This is a genomic window from Janthinobacterium sp. 75 (genome assembly GCF_004365495.1).
Classification (GTDB): domain Bacteria; phylum Pseudomonadota; class Gammaproteobacteria; order Burkholderiales; family Burkholderiaceae_D; genus Janthinobacterium.
The window spans coordinates 2,894,796-2,906,673 of record NZ_SORD01000001.1 but is presented as its reverse complement, the minus strand read 5'-3'; the positions used below and the strand labels follow the sequence as shown (position 1 = coordinate 2,906,673).

The window sequence follows — 11,878 nt, the reverse complement described above, 5'->3', positions numbered from 1 at the left end:
GCCTGGCATAAGATGCCGCAGCGCTAGCGCTGTGCCAGCGGCCCCGCCTCCAGCGGCTCGGCAGTGCCCAGCGGCACGATGGCAGAGGACAGGGATTGCAATGGCTCCGCGTGGACAGCCTGCTCGTCAGGCGCCGCCTCGGCGGCCAGGCGCCTGGCCAGGCGTGCGTCGAATTCGGCGCCCAGGGCATGGCCGCACTGCTCCGAGCGCAGCAAGTCGCCTATCAGGCGATAGGCATTCCAGGCTTGCCGCCCCGATGGCGTATCGAGGGCCGCAAAAGCCAGTTCGAGTTCGCTCGCCGCCAGCTCACCATCGGCCAGGGCGGAAATCGTCTCGTGCAATCGTGTATGCGTATCCATGATGGGTCCTGCCATTTCAAGAGAATAGTTGCGGAAACCGGACGCAGCCATGCCAACCCCATACTCCCCAGATTACCAGCGCTTGTCAATCGGCATATCCAACAACGGTTTCAATTTCTCCGCGATCACTTCGCGCGCGCGAAAAATGCGGCTGCGCACGGTGCCAATGGGGCACGCCATGATTTCCGAAATCTCTTCATAGCTGAGGCCCTCGATCTCGCGCAGCACGATGGCCGTGCGCAGCTCGATGGGCAGCACTTCCATGGCCGCATTAACGGTGACTGCAATCTGCTTGCTGGCCAGCACGGATTCGGGCGTATTGTTGTCGCGCAATTTAGTGCCGTCATCGAAGGATTCCGCCTGCTCGGCGTCGGCATCGCAGGACGTGGCGGCGCGCCGCCCCTGCGTGACGAGATAATTCTTGGCCGTATTGATGCCGATGCGATACAACCAGGTATAAAAGGCGGCATCGCCGCGAAAATGGCGCAGCGCCCGGTATGCCTTGATAAAGGTTTCCTGCACCACATCTTCGGCCTCCGCCGGGTCATGCACAAGTCGCGACACAAGACGCATCAAGCGGCGCTGATATTTCGATACCAGCACATCGAATGCCCGTTTGTCGCCAGCCTGCACCCGCTCGACCAGTAACTGATCATACTCGCGCTCTGTGCTCACGCCCGATGCCCCTGTTCGCATGCAGCGTGGGCGCCTGTATGGATATAGAGTTGGCCCGCTGCAAGAAGTTCAGTGTTCGCCCCACTTTTATTCGTCCCCGCTCCGCGCCGCAATGGCCCGGCACGCCACGGCCAGCGGACGGAAGGCGGTGCAAGCGCTGCCACGCTGCACCAGCACCTGCGTGCGTCGCCCCGCGGCATCGACCAGGCACAGCACCAGCAGCGATGGCCACAGGGTAGAACCGGGCAACAGGCGCAGCACAGGCGGCACCAACGGCGCCCCGCCATGTTCCAGATATACCCCCAGCCGCAACTGGCCGACCGGCGAAATATCAAGCACCTGCGGCTTTCTGCGCTTGCGCAGCAAAGCCAGCAAAAACACGCCGCCAGTCGCACTCGGCAGGGCACCGGGCCAGCCCAGCGCATAGCCGCCCACCAGCTGGCCGGGGCCAGGCTCAGACAGGGCCGCAACGCGCCACGCGCCGCTCAAGGGGCAGGCTGCCAGCACAGCACACAGCCCCAGCACCGCTTGCAGCAGGCGCAAACAGACAGGCGTGCGAATGACAGCCGCTACCGCGATCGACATAGTGACAACTCAAAGGGGAAAACATCAGGCGCGCCGGCACCATGCCGGGCAAATTCAGGCACCAACGAACGTTGGCACCGAATCAGCGCTCACTACGGTTTGACCGTAGCGAGCGCTTGAAAGTTCCTGCTTATTTCGCTTTACCGAAAATCAGCGTGCCATTCGTTCCGCCGAAGCCGAACGAATTCTTCACCGCATAATCGATCTTCATATCCCGCGCCGTGTTGGCACAGAAATCGAGATCGCAAGCCGGATCCTGGTTGAAGATGTTGATGGTCGGTGGCGACACCTGATGGTGCAACGCCAGGACCGTAAACACCGCTTCCAGACCGCCCGCGCCGCCCAGCAAATGGCCCGTCATCGACTTCGTCGAGTTGACGACCATATGCTTGGCATGCTCGCCGAAGGTGCGTTTGATACCCATCACTTCCGCCACGTCGCCTTGCGGGGTCGACGTGCCGTGCGCGTTCAGGTACTGAATCTGATCCGGATTCAAGCCTGCGTTGTTGAGGGCCGCGATCACCGATTTGCTGCCGCCGCTACCATCTTCCAGCGGCGAGGTCATGTGATAAGCATCTGCGCTCATCCCGAAACCATGCACTTCGGCATAGATCTTGGCACCACGGGCCACCGCGTGCTCATACTCTTCCAGCACCATGACACCAGCGCCCTCGCCCAGCACGAAGCCGTCGCGGTCGGCATCCCACGGACGCGATGCCGTTGCCGGATCGTCGTTGCGGGTCGACAAGGCACGAGCCGAGGCGAAACCGCCCAGGCCCAGCGGCGACACGGTCGATTCAGCACCACCGGCGATCATGACGTCGGCATCGCCGTACTCGATCATGCGCGCGGCAGCGCCTATGCTGTGCAAACCGGTGGTACACGCCGTCACGATCGCCAGATTCGGACCCTTCAGACCATATTTGATCGAAAGGTTGCCAGAAATCATGTTAATGATCGAGGCAGGCACGAAAAATGGCGAGATACGGCGCGGACCGCGCTTTTCGTACTCGGATTTGGTTTCCTCGATCAGCGGCAAGCCGCCGATACCGGAACCGATGATCACGCCGATGCGCTCGGCGTTTTCCTCGGTCACTTCCAGACCGGAGTCCTGCATCGCCTGGATGCCTGCAGCCATGCCGTAATGGATAAAGGTATCCATGTGGCGGGCTTCCTTACCGGAGATGTACTCTTCGATATTGAAACCTTTGACTTCACCGGCAAAATGCGTGGTGAAGGGCAATGCATCAAACTTGGTAATCGTGGCAATGCCGGATTTACCTTCAATGATTGCGCCCCACGCCTCGGCAATAGTATTGCCGACAGGTGAAACACAGCCCAGGCCGGTGACAACAACACGACGGTTTTTAGAACGGCTCAAGCGATTCTCCTGAAGTCGGTCAGACAGGCTTAGGCCTTGACGTGTGCGGTGGCGTAGTCGATCGCCTGTTGCACGGTGGTGATTTTTTCAGCTTGTTCGTCAGGGATTTCCATTTCGAATTCGTCTTCCAGGGCCATGACCAGTTCCACGGTGTCCAGGGAATCGGCGCCGAGATCGTCGACGAAGGAGGATTCGATTTTGATGTCTGCTTCTGCAACGCCCAGTTGCTCAGCGACGATTTTCTTAACGCGTTGTTCGATATCCGACATGTTATGGCTCCAAAGTGTGTGTTACGGAAAGTGCGCGCATTTTATCAGGTTTGCGCGTCCGAATACTAATTTCGGTGTCTGCTGCTAATTCGACCGAAGCTGCTGCTAAAAGATGTGATTATAGACAAAAACGATCGTTGAATCATGCCACAAACGCCCGCCCTGCCTGCCTTTCACATCAATTCATGTACATTCCGCCGTTCACGTGCAGGGTCGTGCCCGTGATATACGCCGCTTGCGGCGAGGCCAGAAAGGCCACCGCCGCTGCCACGTCTTCCGGTTTGCCCAGGCGGGACAGGGGAATTTGCGTCAACAGGGCCGCGTGCTGCTCTTCGCTCAGGGCCTTGGTCATATCGGTATCGATGAAGCCGGGGGCGATGCAGTTAACGGTAATGTTGCGGCTGCCGATTTCGCGCGCCAGGGCGCGGCTCATGCCTTCCACGCCGGCCTTGGCCGCCGCGTAATTCATTTGCCCCGGATTGCCCGACGAGGCCACCACCGACGTGATATTGATGATACGCCCAGCTTTGGCCTTCATCATGCCACGCAGTACTGCGCGCGACAGGCGGCCGACGGCCGACAGGTTGGTGGAAATGACGCTATCCCACTCGTCATCCTTCATGCGCATGGCCAGCTGGTCTTGCGTGATACCCGCATTGTTGACGAGGATCGACAGGCTGCCATAGGTTTTCTGCACTTCATCGACGACGGCCGCGCAGCGCGCCGCATCGGTCACGTTCAGGACCAGACCCTTGCCCGCCACGCCTTCGGCGGCCAGGTAATCGGTGATGGCTTGCGCGCCGCTTTCCGAGGTGGCAGTGCCAACTACGGTGGCGCCCTGCTTGCCCAGTTCGGTGGCGATGGCGCGACCGATGCCGCGCGAAGCGCCCGTCACCAGCACGACTTGATTTGCTAAATTCATGAGTATCCTTAAAAACAAGCGCGGCAGGCAGGCTGCCGCAATCTGATGTTTATTTGAGCTGCGTCAAAATGCGTTCCAGCGAGGCCTGGTCAACAATGGCGTCGCCCACCAGCACCGGATCGATGCGCTTGGCCAGGCCCATCAGAACCTTGCCCGGACCACACTCGATCACTTGCGTGATACCGTCGGCAGCCACTTTCTGCATGGTTTCCACCCAGCGTACGGGGCTCGCCGCCTGGCGCACCAGCGCATCCTTGATGCCGGCGACATCGTTGACGATGGCTACGTCGACGTTGTTGATCAGGGCGATCTGCGGTGCGGCGAACGTCAGGCCGGCCATGTACTCGCGCAAGCGGTCCGATGCTGGTTTCAGCAACGACGAATGGAATGGCGCCGAGACGGGCAGCTTCATGGCGCGCTTGGCGCCCTTGGCCTTGGCCAGTTCGCAGGCACGCTCGACTGCAGCCGTGTGGCCGGCGATGACGACTTGCGCTGGGGCATTGAAATTGACAGGCTCGACCACCAGGGCCGGGTTCTCCGCCGCCGCTTCCGCACAGGCGGCGCGCACGTCGTCATCCGACAGGCCCAGCACGACGGCCATCGTGCCCTGCCCTACCGGCACGGCTTCCTGCATGGCTTGCGCGCGGAAGCGCACGAGCGGCACGGCATCCTTGAACGAAATGACGCCGGCGGCGACGAGCGCCGAGTATTCACCGAGACTATGGCCAGCAACAACGTTCGGCACGGGACCGCCCGCTGCCAGCCAGGCACGGTAGAAAGCCACGGCCGCCGTCAGCATCACGGGTTGCGTGCTGGTGGTCAGGTCCAGCTCTTCCTTCGGCCCTTCGGCGATCAGCTTGCCCAGGTCGAATTGCAGGGCTTCCGACGCTTCGGCCACGGTCTGCGCAACCACGGGGTTGCCGGCGAAACCGTCGAGCATCGCAATCGCTTGCGAGCCTTGGCCTGGGAAAACAAATGCAAATTGTGTCATGTCGACTCCGTTTTTTAATAGTATTGCGGGATTACATGCGCGCCAGCACGGCGCCCCAGGTAAAGCCGCCGCCCACGCCTTCCATCATGACGTTGTCACCCTTCTTGACGCGGCCGTCGCGCACGGCGATGTCCAGTGCCAGCGGGATAGACGCTGCCGAGGTATTGCCATGCTGGTCGACGGTAACAACCATCTTGTCCAGCGGCAAGCCGAGTTTCTTGGCCGTGCTGTTCATGATGCGGATGTTCGCCTGGTGCGGGATCAGCCAGTCGATCTGGTCCGATGTCATGTTCGCTTGGGCCAAGGCTTCGTGCGCGACCTTTTCCAGCACGGACACGGCCAGCTTGAACACGGCCGGGCCATCCATGTACAGGAAGGCACTGCCGGCCAGTGCCCCGCCAGCCACGCTGCCTGGTACGCTGAGGATGTTCGAGTGGCGACCGTCCGCATGCAGCTTGGTAGCGAGGATGCCGGGCTCCTTGGAGGCCGTCATGACAATGGCGCCGGCGCCGTCGCCGAACAGCACGCAGGTGCCGCGGTCGTCGAAATTGAGGATGCGCGAAAACACTTCCGCGCCGATCACCAGCACATTCTTGTGCATGCCAGATTGAATAAAGCTATCGGCGGTGGCGACTGCATATACAAAACCGCTGCAGACGGCTTGCACGTCGACGGCGGCGCAGTTATTCGTGATGCCCAGCTTGCTCTGCACGATGCAGGCGGTGCTGGGGAAGCTGCCGAAGAAATCGGGGGTCGAGCTGGCGACGATGATCAGGTCCAGGTCGTTGCCGCTCAGGCCCGCCATTTCCAGGGCCTTTTTGGCCGCTTCCACGCCCAGGTCCGAGGAGTTTTGCGACGGCGCCGCGTAATGGCGCGCCGAGATACCGCTGCGCGAGACGATCCATTCATCCGACGTCTCGATGCCCTTGGCGGCGAGCTGTTCGGTCAAGTCCTGATTGGTGACGCGCTTCTCCGGCAAGTAGCTGCCGGTGCCGATAATTTTGCTGTAAGTTTTGCTAAAAACAGTCATGCAAGTACCCGTCCACTAAATGGTAGAGCTTGTTGAAGTAGGTTCATCCGGTACTGGCGTGCGCGGCATCAGCTCGGCGATCAGGCTGGCCAAGTGCGCTTGCACGTCATTTTTTGCCGCATCAAAGGCACGGCGCAAGGCCCATTCAAACGAATAGGCATCGGCGCTGCCATGGCTCTTGAAGACAAGGCCACGCAAGCCCAGCAGGCTGGCGCCGTTGTAACGCGAAGGATTCAGGCGGTTGCCGATGGCCCTCAGGGCACCCCGGGCGATCAGTGCACCCAGCATGGTGATCGGGTTGCGCTTGAATTCGGAAGTGAGCACGTCCTTCATGAGGCGCGCCAGGCCCTCGATGGCCTTCAGCGTGACATTGCCGACAAAACCGTCGCAGACGACGATATCGGTCGTACCCTTGAAAATATCGTTGCCTTCCACGTTGCCGTAGAAGTTCAGCGCGCCACGCTCGTGGTCGGCCTGCAGCAGCTTCGCGGTGAGTTTCACCACTTCATTGCCCTTGATATCTTCCGTGCCCACGTTCAGCAAGCCGATCGTCGGGCGGGCTATACCTTCCATGGCGGACACCAGCACGGAACCCATGATGGCGAACTGGTGCAAGTGATGCGGTTCGCAATCGACGTTGGCCCCCAGGTCCAGCATGTAGGTCGGGCCGTTCTTTTGATTCGGCAGGATGCTGCAGATGGCCGGGCGGTCGACGCCGGACATGGTTTTCAATACATAGCGCGACACGGCCATCAGGGCTGCCGTATTACCGGCGGAAACGGAGGCTTGCGCCGCACCGCTCTTGACCTGTTCGATGGCCACGCGCATGGAGGAATCCTTCTTGCGGCGCAGGGCCACTTCCAGGGGATCGTCCATGGTAACTTGTTCGGAGGCATGCAATACCGACAGGCGCGGATGCGTGTCGGCTTTATGTTTCTTCAGTTCGGCACGGATCACGTCTTCCAATCCAACAAGGATCAGTTCGGCTTCAGGCTCATGTTTTACGAAGGAAATTGCTGCGGCGATAGTGACTGAGGGACCATGATCTCCGCCCATGCAGTCGATAGAAATTTTGATTGTCATTTGTGTTGATTCAATACCGCTGCGGGCGTGCGGCAAGATGTGAATCGGACTGGAGCATATGCAGGGCGCAGCATGTCATGCACAGACCTGGACAGCGTGATTCAAAATGACGGGTGCGCAAGATGAATTGCAGCCGATAGAAAAGAAGAAGCGGCGCCACGCCGAATAACCACGCAACACCGCTTTCATCTTACCCAACAAAAACGTTGATTACTCGTCGTTTTTGGTCTTCAACACTTTACGGCCACGATAGAAGCCGTTAGGGCTGATATGGTGACGCAGGTGTGTTTCGCCGGTAACTGGCTCGACGCTCAATTGCGGCGCGACCAGGAAGTCGTGCGAACGGTGCATGCCGCGCTTGGAAGGGGTTTTCTTGTTCTGTTGAACTGCCATGATGACTCCTAATACATAAGTTCTAAAATTTTAGCACAATCGATTGGCAAATACATGCGAATCGAGTATCCCAGCGGCAAAGACTACCCGAAAATAGCCCGGACCGACATCGTTTATTACAATTACATTTTCACTACACTTGCCATACTCGATTACAACACGCGTTTGACACGTTCTTTACGCACTACAAATTATTCTGGCTTCAAGTCCTTCAGGGCCGCAAACGGCGACTTCTTTTCAGTCTTGAGAGCATCGAGCTGCGCCGTATCGGGGCAGACGTCGTGTTTGGGTACCTGCGGCAGGGCCAGCAAGGCTTCATCTTCGATCAGGGCCGCGGCATCCATGCTGCGGCTGCCGACGATCACGTCGATCGTTTCATCGTTGATGATTTCTTCGATCTCGTCCGCGTGCTCGTCATCCTTGCCCAGCATCAGAGTGGTCGTCGAATCAATTGCGTAAGCATACGGAGTCAGGCAGCGCTGGCAAACCAGCTGAACGGTGCCGTTGACCGACAAGGTCAGTTGTGGGTAGCCCAGCTTGCTGGTGCCGCCGACGATCTTCCAGGCGATCTCGCCGGAAGCATCTGCACAATCCTTGGTCAACCGGGTCATTTCAGCGACAGGAGTTACACCCTCGCGGCTCCCGCTGATACGACAAAAATCAAAGGCGTCGATCACAAAAGCATTCATTGGTAGAAAATTTCCCCGGAAAACCTGCGATAATAACAGGGTTTTCAGCACCGAGTCAAAGCCTAAGCATCTTTTTTGACGCAATGATTGCCGTATTCGTGACAAACTCAGTTATAAATTCATCAACACCGTCATGCCGCATGGGGCCTCAGTTAGGGGCTCTGCGCCCTGGAATTTGCGTGAAATTCCACTGACATCGACCAGTGCGGCCATGCCGGCCGCCATCCACTACCGAATGATACCAACTTCCGCCCCATTGCGCTTGATTCTTGCATCGAGTTCGACCTACCGCAAGGAATTGCTGCAACGCCTGCGCCTGCCTTTCGAGGTCGCCGTGCCCGATCTCGACGAAAGCCCCCTGTCAGGCGAAAGCCCCAGCGCCACGGCCCTGCGCCTGGCCCAGGCCAAGGCGCAGGCCGTACTCGACCGCCACCCTGGCAGCCTCGTCATCGGATCCGACCAGGTCGCCACCCTGGATGGTGCGCAAATCGGCAAGCCGGGCAATCACGGCAATGCCCTGCTGCAGCTGCAAACCATGCGCGGGCGCCAGACCGTGTTCCACACGGCGCTGTGCCTGCTCGACGGGCGCCAGTCGCCCGCCGTGGCGCAAGTGGAAGATATCCAGACCCTCGTCACCGTGCGCGACTTGCCCGATGCCGAACTGGACGCCTACCTGCGCATCGAGCAGCCATATGATTGCGCCGGCAGCGCCAAGAACGAGGGCCTGGGCATCGCCCTGCTCGAACGTATCGACAGTGTCGACCCCACTGCCCTCACCGGCCTGCCGCTGATCGCCCTGACGGGCATGCTGCGCAAGGCGGGCGTGACGTTTTTTACATTTTAATCACCCTGGGGCCAGACCCGACGGGGCAGTGTGTTCCAGTGGAGCGCACTGCGATCCCGGAGGGACTGACCCCGGCCAACACAAAGCTAACAATATGACCGGCACCCTGTACCTGATTCCCAACCACCTCGGCCTGTCCGACAGCCCGGCCGACCCGCTGGCCCACATCATTCCCGAGCAGGTGCGGCAAATCACTTCGCAACTCGATTATTTCGTTGCGGAAAACGCCAAGACGGCGCGCGCCTTCCTGAAATTGATCGGCAACCAGCATCCGCTGGCCAAGCCCTTGCAGGAAATTACGATTTCCGAACTGAACGTAAATACCCCGGCGCAAGCGCTGGCCGGCTTGCTGGCGCCGCTGCTGGCGGGACGCGATGCGGGCCTGGTGTCGGAAGCGGGCGTGCCCGCCGTGGCCGACCCGGGCGCCGACCTGGTGCGCCTGGCGCATCAGCACGGCATTAAAGTGCGCCCGCTGGTAGGCCCGTCGTCGATCCTGCTGGCCGTGATGGCCAGCGGCTTGAACGGCCAGAGCTTCGCCTTCAACGGCTACCTGCCCACCGATGCGGCCCTGCGCGCCAAGCGCATCAAGGAACTGGAACTGCGTTCGCGCATGGAAAAGCAGACCCAGCTGTTCATCGAAACGCCGTACCGCAATGCCGCCATGCTCGAAGCGCTGGTGGCGCAATGCGCACCTTCGACGCTGATCTGCGTCGCCACCGACCTGAGCCTGGACACGGAAAGCGTGCAAACGTGGAATGGCGGGCAGTGGAAGAAACAATTGGCCGCCGGCAAGGCTCCGGACTTCCACAAGAAACCGACCGTATTCCTGTTGTTGGGACAGTAAACGACAAACGCCACGAACATATTTGCCGTGGCGTTTTACTTTGCTCAACTACGATAGTTACGACACCTGACAAAACCGTCGCGAGCGGAAGGGAGAGGTGGCTAAGAAGCGCAACCGTACTCTAGTATGGTGAGCATCGCAGGCCGCCTATACCGACGCGCAGTAGGTTTGGCCAGGTGTCCTCAGACTCGGCGTGTGCCCGTGTTTTTCTGGCCGCCCTTACCTGTTTCCAGCACGAACTTGGCACCATCGTCGCGGCCCAATACCTTCACCAGGTACGGCATGACTTCGCGCAACATCGGCTCCAGCGTGTACGGCGGGTTCAAAATGAACATGCCGCTGCTGTGCAAGCCGAAACCGTCCGGCGACGGCGTGTTGACTGTCAGAGTCACGTGCAGCCAGTCCGAGCTGGGCAGTTGCTTGAGCTTGTCGGCGAACTGGCGCGATTCCATGCGCTGCAGCACCGGATACCAGACAGCGTAGATGCCCGACGGGAAGCGCACGAGGGCGTCTGCCAGGGTATCCTTGACCTTGCGGTAATCCATCTTGTCTTCATACGGCGGGTCGATCAGCACCAGCGCGCGGCGCGATGGCGGCGGCAGCAGGGCTTTCAGGCTCTGGAAGCCGTCGGCCTTGGTGATGAGCACGCGCTTGCCGCGCACGGTAGGACGCTCGCCCTGGGCCAGCGCATGCGCCTCGACCTTGCGGAAGTTGTCAGCCAGAATCTTTGCATCGGCAGGATGCAGCTCGAACAGGCGCAGACGGTCTTGCTCGCGGCTGACCTTGTCGGCGCAGTACGGCGACCCCGGGTAGTAGCGCATCTTGCCGCTCGGATTCATTTCCTTGATCAGCTTCATGTACTCGGCCAGCGAAGCGGGCAAGTCCGTGCGATCCCACAGGGGCGCGATGCCCGTTTCGTACTCGGCATTTTTCGAAGCATAACCACCGTCGAGCGCATACACGCCCGCGCCGGAGTGGGTATCGATATAACTATAGGCGGTATCTTTTTGATTCAGATATTGCAATAACTGAATCTGCACATAATGCTTCAACACATCGGCGTGATTACCCGCGTGAAAGGCGTGGCGGTAACTCAACATAAGCTGGCTAATTCCATAATAAAAATAAACAAAGGCGGGGCTGCGCTGACACCGGGCAGGGCATGAAAACAGACTGGAGGAGTCAGGCTGCGGGGCCAGGAAACAGCATGGACCAGCGTAATCAGCGCGCAATTACCAGCATTATCCACCAGAAAGGTGTATTGCATCAAAAAACACCGTTAAACAAGGCCATGCTTTCCCGGGACTGCCGCGGTCGGGCGCGGTAGAATACGCGCATCGGGCGCCCCGCGCCCATCAGACGACTAACTAGACACAGCCATGCACAGCCTGACCCTCACTACCGATAACCGCGCCGATGTCGCGGCAGCCCTGGCCGGCCCACGCTGGACGGTGGCCTGCCTGTGCGCGCTGTGGTGCGGCACCTGCGGCACTTACCGCGCCACGTTCGAGGAACTGGCCGCGCGCCACCCGGACACCGTCTTCGTTTGGATCGACATCGAAGACCAGGCCGATGTGGTGGGCGACCTCGACATCGACAACTTCCCGACCCTGCTGATCCAGCGCGAGAACAATGTGGCCTTCTTCGGCACGGTGCTGCCCGACGGCGGCCTGGCGCACCGCATGGTGCAGGCGCAGCAGGCGCTCAGCGGGGACGAACTGGCAGCGCTGGCCAGCAGCACACAGGAGCGGCGCGACTGGCAGCGCGACTGCAATTTGCGCAACATGCTGGCCGCCACCCTGGCACAATAAAC

At 60.0% G+C, this 11,878-nt stretch carries 15 protein-coding genes; 3 read left to right on the top strand and 12 right to left on the bottom strand.

What is annotated here, in order from left to right; translation table 11 throughout:
• Nucleotides 1-23: 23 nt before the first annotated feature.
• The 11 genes from C8C89_RS13240 to C8C89_RS13190 all read right to left on the bottom strand — a co-directional run bounded on the left by C8C89_RS13240 (nt 24) and on the right by C8C89_RS13190 (nt 8,377).
• A complete protein-coding gene (locus C8C89_RS13240) occupies nt 24-359 on the bottom strand; it encodes a sigma-E factor negative regulatory protein (protein ID WP_133990286.1) in 336 nt (111 codons plus the stop codon).
• A gap of 72 nt (nt 360-431) precedes the next feature.
• Nucleotides 432-1,055, bottom strand: coding sequence for an RNA polymerase sigma factor RpoE (rpoE, locus tag C8C89_RS13235; RefSeq protein ID WP_208327696.1), 624 nt, complete (start codon nt 1,053-1,055; stop codon nt 432-434).
• A gap of 66 nt (nt 1,056-1,121) precedes the next feature.
• On the bottom strand, nt 1,122-1,619 hold the full coding sequence (locus C8C89_RS13230) for a hypothetical protein (RefSeq protein WP_133990282.1): 498 nt from the start codon (nt 1,617-1,619) through the stop codon (nt 1,122-1,124).
• Between the two features lie 130 nt (nt 1,620-1,749).
• Nucleotides 1,750-3,000 carry a beta-ketoacyl-ACP synthase II gene (gene fabF, locus C8C89_RS13225; RefSeq protein ID WP_101481971.1) on the bottom strand — a complete coding sequence of 417 codons (1,251 nt, stop codon included), beginning with the start codon at nt 2,998-3,000 and terminating at the stop codon, nt 1,750-1,752.
• A 29-nt stretch (nt 3,001-3,029) separates the two neighbouring features.
• Nucleotides 3,030-3,269: an acyl carrier protein gene (acpP, locus tag C8C89_RS13220; RefSeq protein WP_008449912.1), complete on the bottom strand. Its 240-nt coding sequence runs from the start codon at nt 3,267-3,269 to the stop codon at nt 3,030-3,032.
• A gap of 178 nt (nt 3,270-3,447) precedes the next feature.
• Nucleotides 3,448-4,191, bottom strand: a complete 744-nt coding sequence (fabG, locus tag C8C89_RS13215) for a 3-oxoacyl-ACP reductase FabG (RefSeq protein WP_099763133.1) — start codon at nt 4,189-4,191, stop codon at nt 3,448-3,450.
• 49 nt (nt 4,192-4,240) lie between these two features.
• On the bottom strand, nt 4,241-5,182 hold the full coding sequence (fabD, locus tag C8C89_RS13210) for an ACP S-malonyltransferase (protein WP_133990280.1): 942 nt from the start codon (nt 5,180-5,182) through the stop codon (nt 4,241-4,243).
• 31 nt (nt 5,183-5,213) lie between these two features.
• A complete protein-coding gene (locus C8C89_RS13205) occupies nt 5,214-6,212 on the bottom strand; it encodes a beta-ketoacyl-ACP synthase III (RefSeq protein WP_133990278.1) in 999 nt (332 codons plus the stop codon).
• Nucleotides 6,213-6,227: 15 nt separating this feature from the next.
• Entirely contained in the window at nt 6,228-7,295 is a 1,068-nt protein-coding gene (plsX, locus tag C8C89_RS13200; RefSeq protein WP_101481974.1) for a phosphate acyltransferase PlsX, read from the bottom strand.
• A gap of 210 nt (nt 7,296-7,505) precedes the next feature.
• On the bottom strand, nt 7,506-7,688 hold the full coding sequence (rpmF, locus tag C8C89_RS13195) for a 50S ribosomal protein L32 (protein WP_010399517.1): 183 nt from the start codon (nt 7,686-7,688) through the stop codon (nt 7,506-7,508).
• Between the two features lie 191 nt (nt 7,689-7,879).
• Complete coding sequence (locus tag C8C89_RS13190) at nt 7,880-8,377, bottom strand: YceD family protein (RefSeq protein WP_101481975.1); 498 nt, start codon at nt 8,375-8,377, stop codon at nt 7,880-7,882.
• 235 nt (nt 8,378-8,612) lie between these two features.
• Between C8C89_RS13190 and C8C89_RS13185 the strand changes: the two genes are divergently transcribed.
• Together C8C89_RS13185 and C8C89_RS13180 are read left to right on the top strand one after the other, a co-directional pair.
• Nucleotides 8,613-9,221: a Maf-like protein gene (locus C8C89_RS13185; RefSeq protein WP_133990275.1), complete on the top strand. Its 609-nt coding sequence runs from the start codon at nt 8,613-8,615 to the stop codon at nt 9,219-9,221.
• Between the two features lie 94 nt (nt 9,222-9,315).
• Nucleotides 9,316-10,065: an SAM-dependent methyltransferase gene (locus C8C89_RS13180; RefSeq protein ID WP_101481976.1), complete on the top strand. Its 750-nt coding sequence runs from the start codon at nt 9,316-9,318 to the stop codon at nt 10,063-10,065.
• 182 nt (nt 10,066-10,247) lie between these two features.
• Here C8C89_RS13180 and rlmJ read toward each other — a convergent pair whose 3' ends face one another.
• The gene (gene rlmJ / locus C8C89_RS13175) at nt 10,248-11,165 is read right to left on the bottom strand and encodes a 23S rRNA (adenine(2030)-N(6))-methyltransferase RlmJ (RefSeq protein ID WP_101481977.1); all 918 of its coding nucleotides are present in this window, start codon (nt 11,163-11,165) and stop codon (nt 10,248-10,250) included.
• Between the two features lie 279 nt (nt 11,166-11,444).
• On the opposite strand from rlmJ, the gene C8C89_RS13170 reads away from it, so the two are divergent.
• Entirely contained in the window at nt 11,445-11,876 is a 432-nt protein-coding gene (locus C8C89_RS13170; protein ID WP_101481978.1) for a thioredoxin family protein, read from the top strand.
• Nucleotides 11,877-11,878: the final 2 nt, after the last annotated feature.